Source organism: Salinivibrio sharmensis, from assembly GCF_001995985.1.
GTDB lineage: Bacteria > Pseudomonadota > Gammaproteobacteria > Enterobacterales > Vibrionaceae > Salinivibrio > Salinivibrio sharmensis.
Window position 1 is genome coordinate 103,528 of the sequence record NZ_MUFC01000007.1, and the last position, 20,382, is coordinate 123,909.

20 protein-coding genes are annotated in these 20,382 nt (G+C 52.3%); 10 read left to right on the top strand and 10 right to left on the bottom strand.

What is annotated here, in order from left to right; translation table 11 throughout:
* Positions 1-318: 318 nt before the first annotated feature.
* From BZG74_RS08785 to BZG74_RS08815, 7 genes are all read left to right on the top strand, one after another.
* Positions 319-876: a YtfJ family protein gene (locus BZG74_RS08785; protein WP_077772245.1), complete on the top strand. Its 558-nt coding sequence runs from the start codon at positions 319-321 to the stop codon at positions 874-876.
* A 67-nt stretch (positions 877-943) separates the two neighbouring features.
* Entirely contained in the window at positions 944-1,267 is a 324-nt protein-coding gene (locus BZG74_RS08790) for a hypothetical protein (protein WP_077772246.1), read from the top strand.
* A gap of 25 nt (positions 1,268-1,292) precedes the next feature.
* Positions 1,293-1,898, top strand: coding sequence for a ZrgA family zinc uptake protein (locus BZG74_RS08795; protein ID WP_077772247.1), 606 nt, complete (start codon positions 1,293-1,295; stop codon positions 1,896-1,898).
* 40 nt (positions 1,899-1,938) lie between these two features.
* Complete coding sequence (locus tag BZG74_RS08800) at positions 1,939-2,634, top strand: ABC transporter ATP-binding protein (RefSeq protein ID WP_077772248.1); 696 nt, start codon at positions 1,939-1,941, stop codon at positions 2,632-2,634.
* Positions 2,631-3,890: an ABC transporter permease gene (locus tag BZG74_RS08805; protein ID WP_077772249.1), complete on the top strand. Its 1,260-nt coding sequence runs from the start codon at positions 2,631-2,633 to the stop codon at positions 3,888-3,890. Before BZG74_RS08800 ends, BZG74_RS08805 begins: the two co-directional genes overlap by 4 nt.
* Positions 3,891-3,893: 3 nt before the next feature.
* A complete protein-coding gene (locus BZG74_RS08810; RefSeq protein ID WP_077772250.1) occupies positions 3,894-4,391 on the top strand; it encodes a DUF3299 domain-containing protein in 498 nt (165 codons plus the stop codon).
* 238 nt (positions 4,392-4,629) lie between these two features.
* Positions 4,630-5,532 (top strand): TIGR03899 family protein, encoded by a 903-nt coding sequence (locus BZG74_RS08815; RefSeq protein ID WP_077772251.1) that lies wholly within the window; start codon positions 4,630-4,632, stop codon positions 5,530-5,532.
* On the opposite strand, the gene cysC is transcribed toward BZG74_RS08815, so the two are convergent.
* Genes cysC through cysG form a run of 5 tightly spaced genes read right to left on the bottom strand, consistent with a single transcriptional unit; the run spans position 5,529 to position 11,718 of the window.
* The gene (gene cysC / locus BZG74_RS08820) at positions 5,529-6,155 is read right to left on the bottom strand and encodes an adenylyl-sulfate kinase (protein WP_077772252.1); all 627 of its coding nucleotides are present in this window, start codon (positions 6,153-6,155) and stop codon (positions 5,529-5,531) included. The two genes, BZG74_RS08815 and cysC, sit on opposite strands and share 4 nt — an antisense overlap.
* 34 nt (positions 6,156-6,189) lie before the next feature.
* Complete coding sequence (locus BZG74_RS08825) at positions 6,190-7,932, bottom strand: SLC13 family permease (RefSeq protein ID WP_077772253.1); 1,743 nt, start codon at positions 7,930-7,932, stop codon at positions 6,190-6,192.
* Positions 7,933-7,935: 3 nt separating this feature from the next.
* Complete coding sequence (gene cysN / locus BZG74_RS08830; RefSeq protein ID WP_077772254.1) at positions 7,936-9,360, bottom strand: sulfate adenylyltransferase subunit CysN; 1,425 nt, start codon at positions 9,358-9,360, stop codon at positions 7,936-7,938.
* A gap of 9 nt (positions 9,361-9,369) precedes the next feature.
* Positions 9,370-10,278 (bottom strand): sulfate adenylyltransferase subunit CysD, encoded by a 909-nt coding sequence (gene cysD / locus BZG74_RS08835; protein ID WP_069589657.1) that lies wholly within the window; start codon positions 10,276-10,278, stop codon positions 9,370-9,372.
* A 12-nt stretch (positions 10,279-10,290) separates the two neighbouring features.
* On the bottom strand, positions 10,291-11,718 hold the full coding sequence (gene cysG / locus BZG74_RS08840; protein ID WP_077772255.1) for a siroheme synthase CysG: 1,428 nt from the start codon (positions 11,716-11,718) through the stop codon (positions 10,291-10,293).
* Positions 11,719-12,000: 282 nt separating this feature from the next.
* Here cysG and BZG74_RS08845 point away from each other — a divergent pair, with 282 nt between their 5' ends.
* Both BZG74_RS08845 and BZG74_RS08850 read left to right on the top strand, forming a co-directional pair.
* On the top strand, positions 12,001-13,965 hold the full coding sequence (locus BZG74_RS08845) for a bifunctional 2',3'-cyclic-nucleotide 2'-phosphodiesterase/3'-nucleotidase (RefSeq protein ID WP_077772256.1): 1,965 nt from the start codon (positions 12,001-12,003) through the stop codon (positions 13,963-13,965).
* A 79-nt stretch (positions 13,966-14,044) separates the two neighbouring features.
* On the top strand, positions 14,045-14,512 hold the full coding sequence (locus BZG74_RS08850; protein ID WP_077772257.1) for a GNAT family N-acetyltransferase: 468 nt from the start codon (positions 14,045-14,047) through the stop codon (positions 14,510-14,512).
* A 63-nt stretch (positions 14,513-14,575) separates the two neighbouring features.
* On the opposite strand, the gene BZG74_RS08855 is transcribed toward BZG74_RS08850, so the two are convergent.
* Together BZG74_RS08855 and BZG74_RS08860 are read right to left on the bottom strand one after the other, a co-directional pair.
* Complete coding sequence (locus BZG74_RS08855) at positions 14,576-16,207, bottom strand: methyl-accepting chemotaxis protein (RefSeq protein WP_077772258.1); 1,632 nt, start codon at positions 16,205-16,207, stop codon at positions 14,576-14,578.
* 406 nt (positions 16,208-16,613) lie between these two features.
* On the bottom strand, positions 16,614-17,237 hold the full coding sequence (locus tag BZG74_RS08860) for a LysM-like peptidoglycan-binding domain-containing protein (protein ID WP_162274011.1): 624 nt from the start codon (positions 17,235-17,237) through the stop codon (positions 16,614-16,616).
* Between the two features lie 125 nt (positions 17,238-17,362).
* Here BZG74_RS08860 and BZG74_RS08865 point away from each other — a divergent pair, with 125 nt between their 5' ends.
* Positions 17,363-17,983 (top strand): FKBP-type peptidyl-prolyl cis-trans isomerase, encoded by a 621-nt coding sequence (locus BZG74_RS08865; RefSeq protein ID WP_077772260.1) that lies wholly within the window; start codon positions 17,363-17,365, stop codon positions 17,981-17,983.
* Positions 17,984-18,030: 47 nt separating this feature from the next.
* Here the strand turns inward: BZG74_RS08865 and BZG74_RS15905 are convergent, their stop codons facing one another.
* From BZG74_RS15905 to alr, 3 genes are all read right to left on the bottom strand, one after another.
* Positions 18,031-18,369: a transporter substrate-binding domain-containing protein gene (locus tag BZG74_RS15905; protein ID WP_201247370.1), complete on the bottom strand. Its 339-nt coding sequence runs from the start codon at positions 18,367-18,369 to the stop codon at positions 18,031-18,033.
* Positions 18,366-18,857: a transporter substrate-binding domain-containing protein gene (locus BZG74_RS15910; protein ID WP_201247371.1), complete on the bottom strand. Its 492-nt coding sequence runs from the start codon at positions 18,855-18,857 to the stop codon at positions 18,366-18,368. Before BZG74_RS15910 ends, BZG74_RS15905 begins: the two co-directional genes overlap by 4 nt.
* Before the next feature lie 199 nt (positions 18,858-19,056).
* A complete protein-coding gene (gene alr / locus BZG74_RS08875) occupies positions 19,057-20,292 on the bottom strand; it encodes an alanine racemase (RefSeq protein WP_077772261.1) in 1,236 nt (411 codons plus the stop codon).
* Between the last annotated feature and the right edge of the window lie 90 nt (positions 20,293-20,382).

Genomic DNA, 20,382 nt, shown 5'->3' on the forward strand with positions numbered 1-20,382 from the left:
CCGATTCATTCACTGTTCACAGCAAATATAAGCTACCACCATGGAGAGCAGAAGATTATATAACCCTCTCCGCGTACAAAGCTAAGCAAGCAAAGTGCCACCTTGCCAAGGTGACCAACAAAGTGTTAGAGGCGACACAACACCAAAAGTTCCCTCGTTTGATCGATGACGAGCCAACGCTTTTTAAGATCACCGGATAAAATTCCGATCTTGCGCACGGATTCACCTTAGATACTTGGCACAAATCACCGTCTGGCGTAACCATAGATAACTTGGCACCTGATGCCAAATAGTGACCACAAACATGGATGATTAATAATGAAAAAAACCACCCTACTTGCTCTCGTCTTTGCGTTATTCTCTGGCACCAGTATGGCGCACACGATCCAAAATGGTGCACCTTTACCTTCAGCCAAGGTCGCCGAGCATGGCGAGCTGACCTTGAATGGCGACGATATCGTCTATCAAGACTGGCAAACAGAGCAATTGCCAGGCAAGGTGCGCGTGATCCAAGCCATCGCCGGACGCAGCAGTGCCAAAGAAATGAACGCCCCGTTAATGGAAGCCATCACAGCCGCGGACTTTGATGACGCTCGCTACCAAACCACCACCATCATTAACCAAGATGATGCGATTTGGGGCACCGGTGGCTTTGTAAAATCATCAGCCGAAGACAGTAAACGCGAGTTTAGCTGGTCCTCTATTGTGCTCGACGAAAACGGCAGTGTCGCCGAAGCGTGGCGCCTAAAAGAAGAAAGCTCGTTAATTGCTGTATTGGATGACAAAGGCTCAGTACGTTTTGTCAAAGAAGGCAAATTAAGTGCCGATGAAGTGAATCAAGTCGTCAGCTTAGTCACCCAATTGGTCAACCAATAGCTAGCAACCGCGCGCGGGGACAGCCCGCGCTGCCATTCAAAACTTGGCGTTGATGATGATAATTGTTATGTTATCACATTACCTAAATGGCGCGGAAGTTGGTATGTCTCGGCGATTGATCGTCCATCTGCTGTTTGTTTTGCTGCTCAGCCAAGCTGGGCTGTGGGGGCATCATCACCTCGATACCTTCACGCCAACGCATCACAGTGAGCACTGCAGCGCCTGCCACTTGGCGCCACCCGCCCTCTTAGCTTATGCTGTCACAGCACCTGCGCCCACCTATGTGGTCAACGCAATTATTACCCTTTCAAAGCCACCACGTGCTTACCACATCGCCATCGCCTTTTCGGCGCGCGACCCACCTAGTTGGATAAATACCGCAATCAGTTAACCCATTTATTCACTAGGAGAACCCAATGAAAACGCGTTTTTTACCCAATGTTATCGCCATGGCCATCGCAACCGCGTCCACAGCCACATTTGCTGACGAAGCCAACTATCAGTCGTTCGATGCCCATGTGCACGGTGAAGTCACCGCAAGTCTTGCCCAAGACGGTGAGCGCGTGCTGATTGAACTGACCGCCCCCGGCCATGATGTGGTTGGGTTTGAGCACCATCCTAAAAATGCCAAGGATCAGCAAACGCTCGAAGATGCTTATGCACTGCTGCGTGATGGCGGGAAACGCTTCCAGCTAGCTGAAGCGGCAAATTGCCAGCTCGCCGAGGCCAAAGTCACCAGCAGTTTTAGCGACTACGATGAACACCATGACCACGACGAGCACCACGGCCACGATGAGCATGATGCTCACCATGAAGACCATCATGAGCATGATCACGGTAACCACAATACCTTATCAGCGAACTACCAATTCATTTGCCAAAACCCGCAAGCCTTCACCGAATTGAAAACTGATTGGTTTAGCCTGTTCCCCAACACAGAAACCATCAAAATTCAGGCCTTTACTGATGATAAGGTCTGGGTAGACACCTTGAATCGTGCCAAGTCGCACATCCAGTGGTAGTGAACAAGGAGGCGGGGCGCGTTAAGCGCCCCTGTCAGGCATGATAACCATCGAACAACTGCGTTTTACGTGGCCAGATCAGCCGCAACCGATCTTAGATATCAACACCTTTGCGGTTGATGAGGGCGAGCATGTATTTTTAAAAGGCCCCAGTGGCAGTGGTAAATCCACCCTGCTGAGCCTGATTGCAGGCATTCATACCCCACAATCGGGAACACTGACAGTCAATCACCAAGCGCTGACCGCACTGAATGATCGCCAACGGGATCAGTTCCGCGCCAACCATATTGGTTATATTTTTCAACAGTTTAACCTGCTTCCGTACTTGTCTGTGCTTGATAATGTCACTGTGCCGTTGCGATTTTCTCACGCGCGACGTCAAGCACTTCGCCACTCCCCGCACCAAGAAGCTGGCACCTTACTTGATCGATTAGGCTTACCGGCTAGCTGCTACCATCAGTCAGTCACTGCGCTGAGTATTGGCCAACAACAGCGGGTCGCCGCGGCACGGGCATTAATTGGGGCACCGGCGTTAATTATCGCTGACGAGCCCACCTCTGCGCTCGATGCGGACACCCGCAATACCTTTATTGAGTTGCTTCAAGACCGCTGCCGGGAAGCCAACAGCAGCTTATTGTTTGTCAGCCATGACAGCCAATTGGCGCCCTTGTTTGACCGCGATGTCTCGCTTCCCGCGCTTAATCGCGCCATGCATCGCGAGGAGGCCAACCAATGATTTCACTACTAGGATTGGCAGGGCAAAGCCTCAAGAATCGCCGCGCCACCGCACTGCTTTCTTTGCTGACTGTCACCATCGCCGTGGTGCTCTTACTCGGGGTGGAGAAGGTGCGCACCCAAGCCAAAGCCAGCTTTGCCAATACCATCTCCAACACCGATTTAATTGTCGGTGCCCGCTCCGGCCCCATCAATTTACTGCTCTACTCGGTGTTTCGAATTGGTAACGCCACCAACAATATCGGCTGGGACAGTTACCAGCGCCTTGGTGATCATCCGGATGTGAATTGGACCATTCCCATTTCACTGGGCGATTCTCATCGCGGCTTTCGCGTGGTCGGAACCACCAATGATTACTTTGCCCATTATCAATATGGTCAAAAACAACCACTGGCCTTTCGCCAAGGCGGCCCGTTTTCCGGCTTATTTGATACCGTGATTGGCGCCCAAGTGGCGAAAGAGTTGGGGTACAAGATGGGCGATAGTCTGATCATTGCCCATGGACTGGCCGACAAAGGCTTTAATCAGCATGACAATTTACCCTTTACGGTCACCGGGATCTTGGCGCCCACTGGCACCCCCGTCGACCGCAGCGTGCATGTGTCGCTTGAAGCCATCGAAGCGATTCATGTCGGCTGGGAAAGTGGCGCACGACTCGGCCAAGGCCTGACCCAAGCGCAAGCGCAACAACGCGAGCTGCAACCGGAGCAACTGACCGCCGTGATGGTGGGCTTGAAAAGCAAAATCAAAACCTTTGCCGTCCAGCGCTGGGTTAATACCTATCCACGCGAGCCACTCACTGCGATCATGCCCGGTATTGCCTTGCATGAACTCTGGAGTATGATGCGAGTTGGCGAACAAGCACTGCTGGTGATCTCCGGATTTGTCGCCGTGGCTGGGCTGTTGGGTATGCTTTCAAGCCTGCTCACCAGCCTGAATGAACGTCGGCGAGAAATGGCAATCTTACGTGCGATGGGCGCGCGTCCTTTGCATATTATTTTGCTTCTGGTCAGTGAGGCGGTCGCGATCACCCTCGCAGGTATCGTCTTTGGTGTGCTCCTGCTTTATGGCGGGCTGGCGTTAGCACAACCCTATATCCTCAGTGAGTTTGGCTTGTTCTTGCCACTCGACTGGCCGTCTTCTTATGAGCTATCACTGATGGTAGGTGTGTTAGTCGCCGGTTTTATCGTGGGCTTGATCCCGGCCTGGCGAGCCTATCGACAGGCGCTCGCCGATGGCATGACAATTAAGGTGTAACAGATGAAAAAACGGATAACGCTCGGCCTTATCGCTTTACTCAGTGGCCTGTTAAGCTCACTGGCGTGGGCAAGCAGTGAGCCACTCACGCTAGATTGGATTGATTTGGTCCCCGAGCACGAACGCGCCCAATTTGATAGCCGCGGGATGCCGGAAATCAACCACGACAGTGAGAATCCACAAAGTCTCGTCGGCTCAGTTCGCCCGGAGCTCAATAACAGCCAGGTCAAAATCCCCGGCTTTGTGATCCCTCTAGAAGGCGACGATAAAGTAGTGACGGAATTCCTGCTGGTGCCCTTTCTTGGCGCCTGTATCCATGTTCCACCACCGCCACCTAATCAGATTGTTTATGTAAAGTTTGCTGGCGGTGCGCCGATTCAACAGTTATGGGATGTGGTTTATGTCGAAGGCACGCTGAAAACCGAACATGTCAGCCATGACTTGGCAGAGGTAGGCTATGTGCTTCAAGGCACCGAATTAACTGACTACGACGACGGATAAGTCCCTATCAATCAGTGAGCCCGATCGGCGCACCCGATGTTGTCAGGCAATATAATGAGACAAGATCGCCAGTGCGCCAATGTACACGGCAATCAAAAGCAGATTGATGGGGTTGAGTTTTTGCTTACGCACACGCATCCCTACACTTGATTGTTAACACCCATAATGTTAACAAATTTAATCTTTAATTAACATATTTACCAGCACTAAATTTGCTGACAATCAGTGTGAGAATCGCATGGCAGAGCAAGACAAACCCGTGGTCGTCGACGTCCATCCCGACAAACGGCAACATCAGGGTCACAGTTATAAAGAAGACGCTGATCTACGTGGCAGTAAAGGGCGCCTGAAAGCAATTGCCAGCGAGTATCACGTCGATGCGCGCCTGCAGGAGGTCGAACAGGAAGATCTCGCCCATCGTAGTGCCAACCGCCAACGTCATGTGATGCAAAAGCAGCAAGCCAACCTCGAAACCATCATTGCACTCACCTATGAGCATTGCCATAGCGAGACCGCGCAGACACCCGACCCTGACTGGCTGGTTCGCTTTTTTGATTTAGCCCGCAATATTCACGGCCATGCGATGCAGCAACTGTGGGCAAAAATTCTCAAACAGGAAATGCTCCGCCCCGGCAGCACCTCGATTAAAGCCCTGACCATTCTCGAGACCATGACGCAACGTGAAGCGCAAGCACTGCAGCGCGCGTGTGCTCTATCCAGCACTTTTGGGCAAGACAGCACCAAAAAGCTGGTGACCGGTTTTCGCCGCCGCCAAGGCTTAGTGCAACTGCTGCGCCCAGAGCCGCCCCATAAGCTCTCGCTGGGTCACTATCAACTGTCTTACACCGACTTAATGCTGTTGATGGACTTGGGGCTGATCCTGCGCACTGAGCTCGAATCCGGCGTGATTGAAATGCAACCAGCCATGCCGTTTAAACTGCAAGACACCCAATACATGCTTACCCCGCTCCACAAAGGGATGCGTCTTTATTACTACCGCTTTAGTCCCACCGGCCATGAGCTAGCAAAACTGGTCGGTAAACGCGTGCATCCCGATTACCACCACGCCATTTGTGAATTACTCGCCGAAGGCTTTGAGATGCACAGCGATGTGGGTGATACGGTCAACACTCACGCTTAATCTGACGGACGCAACACCCCGCGCTCACGCAGTACGCGAAGACAGGTCGCCACATGCTCGGCGACGCTGTGATCACCGCTTAAATGGATAGCCGGTGCTTGCGGTGGTTCATACTCTGACGATATGCCGGTAAACGCAGGGATCTCGCCGGCACGTGCCTTTTTGTACAGCCCTTTGGGGTCGCGCTGCTCACACACCGCCAGCGGCGTATCGACAAAGACTTCAATAAACTGACCCTCTGGCAAACGCTCGCGCACCATCTCTCGCTCCGCACAGAATGGAGAGATAAAGGCACTCAAGACAATCAGGCCCGCATCGGTCATCAACTTGGCCACTTCACCAATTCGACGAATATTCTCGCGCCTGTCTTGATCGGAAAACCCCAGATCGCGACATAAGCCATGGCGAATATTATCGCCATCCAGCAAATAGGTATGGTGCCCGTCGGCCACCAAGGCCGCCTCTAGCGCCCCAGCGATGGTCGATTTGCCCGAGCCAGACAAACCGGTAAACCAAAGCACCACGGGTTGCTGCTGTTTTTGTTCACTGCGCTGGGCTTGGTCAACATGATGCTGATGCCAAATCACATTAGGATCGGTTGACGCAGATACAGTGTCAGTCATGAAAGTCTCCGCTATTTCGTTGGCCACGCCATCATTAAGGGGCGACCGCCGTTAAAGGAAAAACAACCGGTAACAAGGTGAGCACCACTGCGGAATACACCACAGATAATGGCAGTCCCAGACGCCAATAATCACGTAACTGGTAATTGCCCACGCTGTATACCAATAAATTGGTTTGATACCCGTAAGGGGAAATAAAACTGGCACTGGCGCCAAACAGCACTGCCATCACAAAAGGCATAGGATCAACCCCATACCCTAGCGCCAAGCTATAGCCCAGCGGGAAAGCCAACGCCGCCGCGGCATTGTTGGTGATAAGCTCGGTCAGCAACAAAGTCAGCAAGTACACGGCCACCAGCGCTCCTATCGCGCCCCCTGCGCTAAAGGTCGCCATAAACCAATCACTAAAGCGTGCCGACAACCCTGACGCCAACATCAGTTGTGCCAATGTCAGTGCCGCGCCGACAATCACCACCACCTCAACCGGAAAGCGGCGTTGCAAGTCGTGCAAGGAGATAATGCCGGTGACCAGCAACACCACTAAATAAGCGGCTAAGCCATTGAGCAGCGGCATTGGAGTGAGCAAGGCCGCGCCAATCACCGCGACAAATCCCGCCAGTACCGCAACGCTTTTACGCTCGGAAAGACGGGTACTGGCTTCCAAACCATTAAAGAGTACGAATTCGCGCCGTAACGCTTGGCTGTCTTGGCGAAAGGTTTTTCCCGGCACCAACACCAGCGTATCGCCGGCATGCAAAGGAATATTACCCAGCCCACCGTCGAGTTTTTCGTGGCCGCGGCGAATGGCGACCACCACGGCATCAAAGGTCTCTCGAAATCGGGCGGCCTTGAGGGTTTTGCCACAAATACTGGCGCTGTGGCTCACCACCACCTCAATCAAGTTTTGCCCATCAATGTGATGCTGGCCGAACAAGGTCAAGCCTGGGATCTCTTGCAAGGTCGCGACACTTTCCACATCGCCGGCAAACTGTAACTTGTCACCGGCCAATAACGGCGTATCCGGACACACAGGCGCAATGACGCCGTCTTGACGATGAATTTCAGCCAAGTACAAGCGGCGTAGTGCCCGCAAGCCATTGTCTGCCACACTGCGACCGCATAAAGGTGAGTCGGCGGCCAACCGTGCTTCGAGCACATACGGCAAGCTTTCCTCTTGTTCACCGTCATGGCGTGGCAACCGATAGCTAAACGGAATTAACACCAATAGCCCCGCTACCAGTGCGGCGGCCCCAATGGCCGTTGGCGTGAAAAAGCCTAAACTGGGTAACCCCGCCCGCTCAACAAAGCTGTTCACAATGAGATTGGTGGACGTGCCAATCAGCGTTAGGGTGCCGCCGAGAATGGCGCTGTATGACAATGGGATCAAAAGCTGCGAGGGTGCGTGGCGCCGGTTGCGCTTGATCGCGCCAATCATCGACACCACCACCGCAGTGTTATTGACCAGCGCCGATAGTAGCGCACTTGAGACGCCTAATTTCGCAATTACGGAGGGGAGCGCGCCGTGCGACGCCTGCTGCGCAACCCAGCTGGTCAGATGGGTTTTCTCTAGCGCACAAGAAACCAAAATCAGCAATACCAAGGTCAGCAGTGATGGCGCGGTAAAGTTCGCCGTCAGCGCTTCAACCGAGGTGAGCCCGGTTTGGAACGCCACAAACGCGGCCCCCGCAAACAAGAGCACTGGCTTTATTCGAGTGAGCACCAAGCCGGCGACAATCGCCACCAGCAAGGTGAGTACCGTGGTTTCTTGCCAGCTCATCGTTTACCCCAGTTGGCGTAGATCCCGCGCTTGCCAATGCGGAAAGTGCTTGCGGATCAACTGGTTTAACTCAAGTTCAAACGCTGAGAACGACGAGGTGGTTTGCGGCTGCGTCTCAGCCACATGACGGATCATGCCCGCGCCGACCGTCACATTGGTGAGACGATCAATCAGGATAAAGCCACCGGTATTCGGACTATCGTGATAGGTATCCAGCGGCACCGCTTCGCTCAGGGTCAAGGTGCAACGACCTATGCCATTAAGCGGCAAGGTGTCTGCGTCATGAGTGTTAAGCGTATTAACATCGACCCCATACGACAGCGCCTCAACCTGCGCCGAGGTTTTCTTGCTGGCCAACTTAATGTCGTATTCGCGCCCCGGTGCCAGAGGGGTTTGCGTCATCCACACCACGTCGGCGTCAAATCGTTGACCCACCGCCACGTCATCATCCGCTCGCACCAAGAGATCGCCACGCGAGATATCAATTTCGTTGTCCAATGTGATAGTGACCGCTTGACCGCTAAAGGCAAATTCACGATCACCGTCAAAGGTAACGATGCGCGCGACCTTCGCGGTAAGCCCAGAAGGGAGTACCTTAACCTCATCGCCTACATGCAACTCGCCACTGGCAAGAGTGCCTGCATAGCCACGGAAGTTCAGATCCGGTCGATTGACATACTGCACCGGAAAACGGAACGCGCCCGTCCCGCGCGATTTTTCAATATCGATGGCTTCTAGCTGGCTGAGCAACGGCTCGCCTTGATACCACGCCATTGCGTCACTGGCATTGACCACGTTGTCGCCTTCCAGTGCCGACAAAGGCACCATAGACACTGACAGGCTGGGATTGAGCTGATCGGCAAAAGCCAGATATTGCTGTTGGATTTCATCAAACCGGGCTTGGCTATATTCCACCAAGTCCATCTTGTTCACCGCTACCACAAAATGCTGAATACCCAGCAAGTTAGCGATATACGAGTGGCGACGAGTCTGATCCAAGATGCCGTGGCGCGCGTCGATTAAGATCACCGCCACATCACAGGTCGACGCACCGGTGGCCATATTACGGGTGTACTGCTCATGGCCGGGGGTGTCGGCGATGATAAACTTGCGCTTGGAGGTGGAGAAATAGCGATACGCCACATCAATGGTGATCCCCTGCTCGCGCTCGGCCTGCAAACCGTCGACCAGTAGCGCCAGATCCGGTTTCTCGCCTGTGGTGCCAACACGCTGGCTATCGGCATGGACAGCAGCCAGCTGATCTTCATAGATCTGCTGCGAGTCATGCAGCAAGCGGCCAATTAAGGTCGACTTACCATCATCGACCGAACCACAGGTCAAAAAGCGCAATAAACTTTTGTGTTGGTGCTGTTGCAGATAGCCCTCAATACCCAGATCGGCCACCTGTTGTTGAATTGCTGGATTCATGACTGCTCCTTAGAAATAACCCTGACGCTTTTTGCGCTCCATGGATCCGGACTGATCGTGGTCGATCGCCCGCCCTTGCCGTTCACTTGAGGTGGCGACCAACATCTCTTCGATGATCTCTGGCAAGGTATTAGCCTTCGACTCTACTGCCCCGGTTAATGGGTAACAGCCGAGGGTGCGAAAACGCACCGATTTATGGGTCACGGTTTCGTCGGGTCCAATCGGCATCCGCGCATCATCCACCATGTACAAGGTGCCATCGCGCTCTACCACTGGGCGCTCAGCCGCTAAATAAAGCGGAACAATGTCGATATTTTCCAAATAGATGTATTGCCAGATATCGAGCTCAGTCCAGTTAGAGAGCGGAAACACACGGATACTCTCGCCCGGGTTCACTTGACCGTTATAGTTGCGCCACAGCTCTGGCCGTTGGTTTTTCGGATCCCAGCGATGGTTCTTATCGCGGAACGAATAGACACGCTCTTTGGCGCGTGATTTTTCTTCATCCCGACGCGCGCCGCCAAATGCCGCATCAAACTTATGCTGATCCAGCGCTTGCTTTAGCGCTTGGGTTTTCATGATATCGGTATGTTTGTCAGAGCCGTGATCGAAAGGATTGATCCCCTGTGCCATCCCTTCTGGGTTTTTGTGCACAATCAGATCTAGCCCGAGCTCTTTAGCGGTGCGATCGCGAAAGGCAATCATGTCGCGAAACTTCCAGTCGGTATCGACATGCAATAGTGGAAACGGGATCTTTCCGGGGTAAAAAGCTTTGCGCGCCAAATGCAGCATCACTGACGAGTCTTTGCCAATCGAATACAGCATCACGGGGTTATCAAACTCCGCCGCGACTTCCCGCAGTATATGAATGCTCTCGGCTTCTAACTGCTGGAGGTGAGTGAGTGTTTTTGCATCCATCCTAACTATCCTTTAAGCGAAGTTAACCACAGCGGTGGGGGCTTGCGTGGGGTCGGCATCGCTTACCGCGCGCCCATCGCCAAACCATGTCAGCTGACCGGCAAGTGCCGCCACTTCACCCACCACGATCAGCGCGGGCGACGCGGCTTGCTCTGCCAGCGACGGTAAATTGTTGAGTTGACCGGTAAAAACTTTCTGTTCCGGACGCGTACCGTTTTCAATCACCGCCACAGGGGTGTCCGGCGATCGACCATGGGCAATCAATTGGTTTTGAATATGGACCGATTTCATCAAGCCCATATAAATCACCAAGGTCTGACGCGGGCGTGCTAACGTCGCCCACTCCAAGGTGTCTTGTTCTTTTTTCAAATGGCCGGTAATAAACAGCGCGGTCTGGGCATGATCGCGATGGGTGAGCGGAATACCGGCATAGGCCGTCGCCCCTGCCGCCGCGGTGATCCCGGGCACCACTTGAAACGAGACACCGGCGTTGGCAAGCGTTTGTAATTCCTCACCACCACGGCCAAACATGAAAGGATCGCCCCCTTTTAAGCGCACCACCCGTTTTCCCGCTTGAGCATGCTCGACCAACAGACGATTGATATCGTCTTGGCTCACACTGTGGTAGCTCGCCCGTTTGCCCACACAAATCAGCTCCGCATCTCGGCGGCACAGCTCCATAATCGGCTCAGCCACCAAGTAGTCGTAAAGCACCACATCGGCTTGCTGCATCAATTGCAATGCGCGCAAGGTCAATAACCCAGGATCCCCGGGCCCGGCGCCAATCAACGCCACTTCGCCTTGGGTGGTGATTTGTCCGCTAAGCTGCTCCAGCGCTTGCTCGGCTTGCTGGTGTTTGCCCGCCGCGACTAAATCGGCAAACCGCCCACTAAAAGCGGCCTCCCAGAATTTGCGCCGACCCGTTAAGGTCGGAATGCGCGCTTTCAGTTTGTCGCGAAACGCGCCCGCCATTGCCGCCATCTTGCCGATATGTTGCGGTACCAGGGTTTCAATTTTTTCACGCAGCATCCTCGCCAATACCGGCGCTTTACCGCCCGATGAAATGGCAATAATGATTGGGGAGCGATCAACCAAAGAAGGGACAATAAAGCTGCATTTAGGGGTGTCATCAACGACATTGACCAAGATATTGCGGCTATCAGCGGCGGTGGAGACCAGCTCATTGACAAGGGCATTGTCAGTCGCCGCAATCGCCAGCATCTTTCCGTCCAGATGTTCGGGACGAAACGCCTCACGCAATACCGTCAGCTTCCCTTGCGCTTGCGCCTCCGCAATTTCACGGTCGACGTCAGGGGCAACCACAGTGACGGCCGCGCCCACCTTGAGCAACATGCGCGTTTTGCGCCATGCGACTTCGCCGCCACCTACCACGAGGCAAGGACGATGTTTAAGCTGAGCAAAGAGGGGGAGATAATCCATGATCGCGCATTCCCTTGATGACAATGCAGCCACTATATCGCCCCACATCTATTACCTGAAATTCTATAAATTCATTTTTTATTCCTTTTAGTGATTAATGAGGTAAAGGTCACGGTAACAGAAAGGATTAACGATGACTGAGATCGCAAAGCGTGCAAGATCCTTATGTTAAGCGGTAACCAAGGTTGATAAGCCGATCAATCGCACAGCTTTTTAGGTATGAGAAACGGCATAATTCATCTGCCTGATAACTAACGCACATTTTTCACTGGAGACTTTGTTATGCGTTTACTGCCTTCTGCTGTCGCCACCGCTGTGGTAGTCGGCTTATTTGCTGCCTCTGGCAGTGCTTTTGCCGACACCATCAACCTGCGTGTGATTGAAACCACCGACATTCACACCAACGTGATGGACTACGACTACTACAAAAACAAGCCCTCGCAAAAAATCGGTTTGGTTCGCGCCGCCACCGTGGTTAAGCAAGCGCGTGATGAAGCCAAAAACGCACTATTAGTGGATAACGGTGACCTTATTCAAGGCAGCCCGATGGGCGACTACATGGCCAGCAAAGGCATTAAACCCGGTGAAGTACATCCGGTATATAAAGCGATGAACTTGCTCGATTATGAAGTGGGTAACATCGGCAACCATGAGTTCAACTACGGCTTAGCGTTCTTAAAAGAGTCGATTAACGATGCCAACTTCCCGTATATCAACGCCAACGTGTTTGATGCAGAGACCGGCGAGCATTACTTTGACCCCTATTTAATTAAAGAATACCAACTGCAAGACGAAGACGGTGACAGCCACACCATCAAAGTCGGCTACATTGGGTTTGTTCCGCCGCAGATCATGACCTGGGATAAAGCCAACCTTGAAGGCAAAGTGATTGCCAAAGACATTAAACAAACCGCTGAAAAGCTTGTGCCAGAGATGAAAGCCAAGGGCGCGGATGTAGTGGTGGCTATTCCACACTCTGGTATCTCCCAAGCGCCGTATAAAGCGATGGCTGAAGATTCCGTGTATTACCTCACCAATGTCGACGGCATTGATGCGATTGCCTTTGGTCACTCACACGCTGTTTTCCCTGGCGAGGACTTTGCCAATATTCCCGGCGCCGATATTGAAAAAGGCACCATCAATGGCGTGGCCAGTGTGATGGCCGGCCGCTGGGGGAGCCATGTTGGGGTCATCGATCTTGCCTTGGAGCAAGTGGACGGTCAGTGGCAAGTCACTGATAGCAATGCGCATGCGCGGCCGATTTTTGATCGCGCCAACAATAAGGCACTGGTTGAAGCCGATAAGGAGGTGCTTGACGCGGTAGAGGCCGATCATAAAGCCACACAAGATTTTGTGAACCAACCGATCGGTAAAGCCAATGATGTGATGTACTCTTATTTAGCATTGCTCCAAGACGATCCGACTGTGCAGATTGTTAACCTTGCGCAGCAAGACTATGTCGAGCGCATGATCCAAGGCGATCCAGACTTGGCTGACCTCCCGGTTGTCTCTGCCGCTGCGCCCTTTAAGGCCGGTGGACGCAAAAACGACCCGAGCAACTTTACCGAAGTGGAAGCTGGGCAACTGACCTTCCGCAACGCCGCTGATTTGTATTTGTACCCCAATACTTTGGTGGCGCTGAAAGTCTCTGGCGCCGAACTCACCCAATGGCTGGAGTGCAGCGCCGGCCAGTTTAATCAAATCGATCCAAACGCGGCGCAGCCGCAATCGCTGATCAACTGGGACGGTTTCCGCACCTATAACTTTGATGTAATTGATGGGGTGGAATACCAAATTGATGTCACCCAGCCCGCGCGTTACGACGGCGATTGTAATGAAGTGAACCCAGACGCATCACGCATAGTTAACCTCACCTATCAAGGCGAGCCAGTTGACCCCGAGCAAACCTTCTTGGTGGCAACCAATAACTACCGAGCGTATGGGGCGAAGTTCCCAGGTACCGGCAGCGATCATATTGCCTTTGCCGCGCCGGATGAAAACCGTACCGTGGTCGCTAACTACATCAGTCGCGTGAGTGAAGAGGAAGGTGAGGTCACCGTTAGCGCTGACAATAACTGGTCAATTGCCCCGATTAAGGGAGATGCTGTGGTGAGCTTTGAAACCTCCCCGAGTGAGCAAGCAGCGCAGTTTATCGAGCAAAAAGGCCGCTGGTCGATGACGCGAGAAGGGAAAGATGAGGTCGGATTTGCCGTTTATCATGTTGATTTAGGCCAACCTCGCCAGTAATTAACACAGAAAGATAAATAGCCTTTGAATACCGCAGCCTGTCTGCGGTATTTTTTATGTTCAATCAAGAGGAAATGACATGGAGTGGCAACAGGCAACCTTTGACGCGCTGGATACCCGCACCTTATTCAAACTGATGAAATTGCGTGTCGATGTGTTTGTGGTCGAGCAAGCCTGCGCCTATCCAGAGCTGGATACGCACGATATCGCGCCAGATACCGTGCATTTAATGGGCTGGCTAAACGGCGAGCTTGCCGCCTATGCCCGTATTCTCGCCCCAGGGGCGAGCTACCCAGGGAGCAGCATTGGTCGGGTGATCATTGCCCCCGCACATCGCAGTGGGCAATGGGGTCATCAGCTGATCCGCCAAGCCGTTCAAGTATGCCAGCAACACTGGCCCGAGCAAAATATCGAAATAGGCGCTCAAGCACACCTACAACGCTTTTACCAAAAACACGATTTTGTCGCGTTTTCCGACGTTTACTTAGAAGACGGTATCCCCCATATCGATATGCGTTTAGCGGTCAGTGAGACGTCTGCTGTTTAAGCAAAAAAATCCCGCTCAAGGAGCGGGATTCACGGTAGTAAAGCATGCGCGGTCATTTCGCGATTATTTTGTCAGGCGGAAACGCTGCATGGTGCTTTGCAGTGATTGCGCCAATTGGCTCAACTCGCTACAGGCTTGCGCGGTTTGATCGGCGCCACCCGCCACTTCTTGGGCTGAGTCATTGATGCGCTCGATATTGCGGCTTAGCTCATCCGCTACCGAATCTTGCTCACCACAAGCACTGGCGATCTGCATACCCATATCAGCAATATTTTCCACTGAGGTTTCAATCCCACGCACCAATTGCTGCGCCTGATCGCCCTGCTCCACACATTGCTCGATGCTCTCACAACTTTGGGTGGTAGCATTGCTAGCCTGAGTTGCAAACTGCTGCAGTTTCTCAATGATGGTGGTGATTTCACCGGTCGAGTCTTGCGTCCGGCCCGCCAGGGTGCGCACTTCATCCGCGACCACCGCAAAGCCACGACCAGACTCACCCGCACGCGCCGCCTCAATTGCCGCGTTCAAGGCCAACAAGTTGGTTTGCTCAGCGATATCACGAATCACATCCACCACCATGTTGATTTGTTTCGACTGCTGATCCAACTCATTAACGGTATCACCGGTTTGACGCATGTCCTCGGCGACTTTACGAATCGAGGCCACCATGCCGTCAATGTCTTGTGCGCCCATGCGAGATTGCTCGCTGGCCTCATTAGCCGCGGTGGAGGAGCTTTCAGTATTCTGCGCCACATCCGCCACAGTGGCTTTCATTTGTGCCATCGCGGTCGCCACTTGTGAGACTTCATGCTGCTGGTTTTGCATGCCGCTGGAGGTTTGGCTAGACACCGCACTCACTTCTTCCACCGCACTGCTTAGCTGGGTTACCGCGGCAATCACTTCTTCAATCAGCGTGCGCAAGCTGTCTTGCATAGCGATACTGGAATCGGCCAATTTACCCATTTCATCATTGCCAATCTGGCTACGATCTAACTGGTAAGTCAGGTCGCCCTTGGCAATCGCAGACGATTGCTCCATCACCATACGTAGCGGATTAATGATCGCGCGGGTGAAGACCACCGCTACCACAATCATAAAGGCGATAACTGCAAGCAGTACCCCGATAATTGTCATGCTCACCGTCGACACTTGATTCAGCATGGAGGTGCGGTTTGAGGTAATAAAGCCTTGAGTCAGCTCAGACATTTCTTCAAGCGATTTCTCCAACTGACCAAAGGTGCCGAACGAGTTAGATAGAATTTGTTGTGCCGCGGTCAGTTGCCCGTCTTCAACAAGGTCAGGAAAAGCACTGAGCTCTTGATTGTATTGGTCCCAATTGTTCTGGATACGAGTAAAAATAGCACGCTCGCTGTCGTACCAAAGAGTTTCTTCATACGCATCGAGCGCGCGGCTGTAATCGCGCGTCATGGCATCGATTTCGCCCAAGATTTCACGTTGTTCTGCCGGATCACTAAAGGTAAGCACCGCATACTGATCTTGACGAATAAGAACGATTTCTTTATTGAGTCGCTCGACCTCAAGTACCGCAGGCAGGGTGTCGTCAGTAAAGTTCAGCATAGTATCGCGCATGCCGCTGACTTGGGTAAAAATGTAAAACCCAAAGATCACCACAGCGATACCAATTAGGGAAAAAGCCGCCGTAAACTTTTTACCAATAGATAGATTTTTCAACATGGAAAAGCGAGTCCTCAACAAAATAGTGATTAGCGTGTTAATGCCTAGACATCCATGTTGAGGCGGGCTTGCGTGTCTGTCCTACACAGCGGCACGAATGCTAGCACAAAAAATAACCAAAGTGTGATGAAAGACTCATTATTTTTGCAAAAAGTCTGTCATACAATGATGGCTGATTGAGTAGACATTCTTGCCCTGAACAGCAACTTATCCCTTTTCCGCCCCAATGGTGTAGCGTATTCGGCCCTATTGACCGATTTATAAAAAGTAGATCAAAAATCGTCCGGCAGCGACTTTAATCACACATCGAGTAGAAAAAAGACAGAACAAGGCTGAGATAAAGAGAGGCTGAGTACCGAAAGCACCCTGTTACTGTGCTTTCGGTTGGATTCTTGACATCAAAAGACTAACGCTGGCGAGCAAAACCGCCATCAGACAAACGGAAATAGAGTACCGATTGCCCTTTTTCGGTTTCGATTTGCAGGATGTCTAACGCACCACTCGGTGTACGTTTAAAGCGGATCCACTGCCCTGGCTGGATGCGACTAATCGGCTTTCCCTCACCTTCAATATTGGCAATCGCATACAAGTCGGTTAACGCTAAATCGTAGCGACGAAAGACTTTGGCCAGCGTGTCACCGGGTTCAATTTGATGGCTTACCCATGGGCTACCCTCTGTGGTTTCCGTCTGTTGCGCTGTTGGCTGAGCGGTTGACACGGCGACTGACGAATCATTTTGCGACGCTGACGATACATTCGACCCTGTATTCAGGGCAACGGGTTGACGAGTTTGGGGCGAGGGAGCTTTGGACGAGGGACTGGGAAGCACAGCCAACACCAATACGAGGGGGATCAGCACCATCAGTAAACGCCGATGCAAGACAGGAAGACGGTGCCAAACCTGCTTTAACGACGCTAAACCACGAAGGCCATGGTTCAAGTAGGGCCGATTTACTCTCTTCGCGTTCAGTTTCTCTCGCCATCCAGCACGCAGTTTGTTCCAGTGCGAACGCATTGCTGTTAACTTCATTGCCACTCCGCGCATGTTTTGTTGTTTTGTCCTCATCTTGGACGCCTTATTGGCACAAAAGTTTACCCACGAAACCATCACCTGTTATCCTTTCACACTTTATTGACGCAAAAAAGAGAGACGTTATGTCTGACGTACAACTGGAAACTGTCGAGCAAAAAGCAAGCTATGGTATTGGCCTACAAATGGGTCAACAGCTTGCAGGTAGCGGCCTGGAAGGCTTGCATGTTGATGCGATTGCAAAAGGCATCAGCACCGCACTCGCTGGCGAAATGCCAGAAATTGAAATTGACGACATCAATAACGCACTGCGTGAGCTTCACACAAAAGCGGAAGAAGTTCGTCAAGAGGCTGCAAAAGCACAGGCTGCAGAGGGCGACGCTTTTCTCGCAGACAATGCCAAGCGTGAAGAAGTGACCGTGACAGAGTCAGGTTTGCAGTACGAAGTACTGGTACAAGGTGACGGTGAGATCCCAACCAGCGATAAGCAGGTACGTGTCCACTACCACGGTCAATTGGTTGACGGCAGCGTATTTGACAGCTCTGTTACGCGTGGCGAGCCGGTTGAGTTCCCTGTAACAGGTGTGATTAAAGGTTGGGTTGAAGCCCTGCAAATGATGCCAGTTGGCTCTAAGTGGAAGTTGTATGTGCCACAAGATCTCGCCTACGGTGAACGTGGTGCTGGCGCCGCTATCCCACCGTTTGCGGCACTGGTATTTGAAGTCGAGCTGCTAGATATCCTGTAAGGATAGTGCGGTTTCTATTGCAAAGCGATGCCTCTGGCATCGCTTTTTTATTGGCGTTGGCACAGTTGTGATGTAGCGATCCCATCTGGATATTGCGCTTCACGGTAACCATATTTTTTTACCCGCTCTAACATCTGTTGGCTCCCCATATACTTGGCTTGCGCCTCATCAAATAACTCCACAAACGCGTTATCTTCTTTACGAAAACCAATACCGATATAGTGCCCTGTTTGGCTCGTCGCTCTCGCCGGATCACTCACAGAGATACTATCGGGTGCCTGTTTAGCAAGGTATAACGCCGTGAAATATGGTACCGCTCCTACCTCAGCACGCCCCTCTTTCACGGCGGAAAGAATTTCAGCAGGCCCGGGTACTTGAATAATCAAAGACTCGCTGAGTCCGCATCACGCGCCGAGGTGGTCATGTTGTATCCCACCCCCGTCACCAAACGCGCGCTTTCACGTACAACGTCTGGATAATCATGAATATCTTTGGGGTTACCTTTCGGCACAATAAAAGCGTCGCGAAAGCGCCCGATGGGTTCAGAGAATGCAACTTTCTGACAGCGACTACCAAGGATATACATCCCGCCAGTGATGATATCGAATCGCTTCGCGCGCAAACCGGGAATTAATCCGCCCCATTCAGTGAAAACAGGCTCGATATGGTTGATCCCCATGCGATTCAATATATCGATGGTATAATCATTAATCAGCCCAGTAGGTTTGCCATCACTGTCCAAGTAAGCCCAAGGCTTTTCATTCGCAAACCCTAACCGCACAGGTTTCCCCGCTTCGATCCGTGCGTTTAGCGTCTCTGCCGACACAGAGCTAATCAAAAGCAGACTGGCGATGATAATGACGATTTGGCGCATGGTGCATCCTTGAGACCCTTCACGGTCAATCAGTGATGATGTAATGTTAGTAAAAACCAACACCTCGCCTTAAAAACTAAGCACACAATAGCTAAAAACGCCAACCTACCCGTCCCCACGATTGCGACAACACGTCGCTGGTTTCGCAACATGGATTCAGGGATAAAAAAGCCCGGCTCGGGCCGGGCTTAGGTTGAGATTATTGCACGTACTCACGTGGGTTCACCGCTCCCCACCAGCTATAGATTTCGGGGAAAATCACATCCGCATTGGTCTCATACTCCACCGCACCAATGGTTTTATCCCCTTGCTGACCGAAGAGCACCACTTCGTCATTGGGCGCCACTTGATCAGCAATATCAGTAATATCAACCATAATGGTGTTCATAGAGGCAACCCCAACGACAGGCACCCGATGGCCCTGAATAAGCACATCGGCATCATTACCCATTTTACGTGGGAAACCATCCGAATAGCCGACCGGTAGGTTAGCCAATATAGAGTCACGCTCTAAAGTATAGGTGCTGTCATAACCGACCGTGCTACCAGCAGGCAAATGATGAACAGAGGCCACCTTGGTCTTAAAGCTCATGATGGGTGGGAACTCTCGGTTTGTGGGCTGATCACCATACAGCGCACCGCCAGGGCGAACCATGTCAAAATGCCCTTCTGGCACGTTTAAGGTGACAAACGAGTTCGCCGCATGCAGCAAAACCTCTTCACGCTTCAAACCAGCCTGTTCAATCAACCATTCGCTGTTTGCTTTAAATTGCCCTAGCTTGCTGCGGACATAGTCTTCTTGGTAGTTAGGGAAATGCGTCATGATACCGACCACGTCAAAACGCGCGTCAGTGGCAATATCCACAGCAACTTGCTTACCAGACTCCTCATTCATCTCGATGCCATTACGTCCCATACCACCGGCATTAAACGCCATATGAACGGGAATGGTCACGTCGTGTTTGTCGGCAAGTTGGCGCATTTGCTCAGCTTGTTCCGCTGAACCAACCAGTTCTTGAATATTAAGCGCTAAGCCACTTTCCATCTCTTGCAAAGTCGCGGTGCGCACACGCATGATTTCTCCGGTAAAGCCGCCCTCGCGAATAGTACGCGCCTCTTCGTTGCTGGCAATGCCAATACAATCAATCCCGCTAGCAATCACAGTCGGCAGTAGCCCTGCAATGCCGTTACCGTAAGCGTCGGCTTTCATCACCGCACAGATCTTGGTGCCTTCACTGACTTGCTGCTGAACACGCTGAATATTGTCGCCAAAGGTGGAGGTGCTCACTTCTAGCCAGCCGTTGCCATGGCCCATATAACGGTTACCCGTATCTGGCGTTGACGGCGCAGGTGAGGAGTAATCGATAACGGCGGGCGCCCCAAGGGCAACAACACCGGCGACGGCAAGCGCCACTAAAGAGAATTTTTTGTTCATAAGCTTCACTGTTGGTCACATAAATGGAGCATCCGTGACGTGTTGAAATAAAAGCTTGGCGCTTCTATTTGTGCCTCCTGGCATTGCGCG

Bases quoted from the DNA above. Each gene is read 5' to 3' on its own strand.
- BZG74_RS08785 (WP_077772245.1), top strand. From the start codon at position 319: ATGAAAAAAACCACCCTACTTGCTCTCGTCTTTGCGTTATTCTCTGGC.
- BZG74_RS08790 (WP_077772246.1), top strand. From the start codon at position 944: ATGTTATCACATTACCTAAATGGCGCGGAAGTTGGTATGTCTCGGCGA.
- BZG74_RS08795 (WP_077772247.1), top strand. From the start codon at position 1,293: ATGAAAACGCGTTTTTTACCCAATGTTATCGCCATGGCCATCGCAACC.
- BZG74_RS08800 (WP_077772248.1), top strand. From the start codon at position 1,939: ATGATAACCATCGAACAACTGCGTTTTACGTGGCCAGATCAGCCGCAA.
- BZG74_RS08805 (WP_077772249.1), top strand. From the start codon at position 2,631: ATGATTTCACTACTAGGATTGGCAGGGCAAAGCCTCAAGAATCGCCGC.
- BZG74_RS08810 (WP_077772250.1), top strand. From the start codon at position 3,894: ATGAAAAAACGGATAACGCTCGGCCTTATCGCTTTACTCAGTGGCCTG.
- BZG74_RS08815 (WP_077772251.1), top strand. From the start codon at position 4,630: ATGGCAGAGCAAGACAAACCCGTGGTCGTCGACGTCCATCCCGACAAA.
- cysC (WP_077772252.1), bottom strand. From the start codon at position 6,155: ATGACTGACACTGTATCTGCGTCAACCGATCCTAATGTGATTTGGCAT.
- BZG74_RS08825 (WP_077772253.1), bottom strand. From the start codon at position 7,932: ATGAGCTGGCAAGAAACCACGGTACTCACCTTGCTGGTGGCGATTGTC.
- cysN (WP_077772254.1), bottom strand. From the start codon at position 9,360: ATGAATCCAGCAATTCAACAACAGGTGGCCGATCTGGGTATTGAGGGC.
- cysD (WP_069589657.1), bottom strand. From the start codon at position 10,278: ATGGATGCAAAAACACTCACTCACCTCCAGCAGTTAGAAGCCGAGAGC.
- cysG (WP_077772255.1), bottom strand. From the start codon at position 11,718: ATGGATTATCTCCCCCTCTTTGCTCAGCTTAAACATCGTCCTTGCCTC.
- BZG74_RS08845 (WP_077772256.1), top strand. From the start codon at position 12,001: ATGCGTTTACTGCCTTCTGCTGTCGCCACCGCTGTGGTAGTCGGCTTA.
- BZG74_RS08850 (WP_077772257.1), top strand. From the start codon at position 14,045: ATGGAGTGGCAACAGGCAACCTTTGACGCGCTGGATACCCGCACCTTA.
- BZG74_RS08855 (WP_077772258.1), bottom strand. From the start codon at position 16,207: ATGTTGAAAAATCTATCTATTGGTAAAAAGTTTACGGCGGCTTTTTCC.
- BZG74_RS08860 (WP_162274011.1), bottom strand. From the start codon at position 17,237: ATGAAGTTAACAGCAATGCGTTCGCACTGGAACAAACTGCGTGCTGGA.
- BZG74_RS08865 (WP_077772260.1), top strand. From the start codon at position 17,363: ATGTCTGACGTACAACTGGAAACTGTCGAGCAAAAAGCAAGCTATGGT.
- BZG74_RS15910 (WP_201247371.1), bottom strand. From the start codon at position 18,857: ATGCGCCAAATCGTCATTATCATCGCCAGTCTGCTTTTGATTAGCTCT.
- alr (WP_077772261.1), bottom strand. From the start codon at position 20,292: ATGAACAAAAAATTCTCTTTAGTGGCGCTTGCCGTCGCCGGTGTTGTT.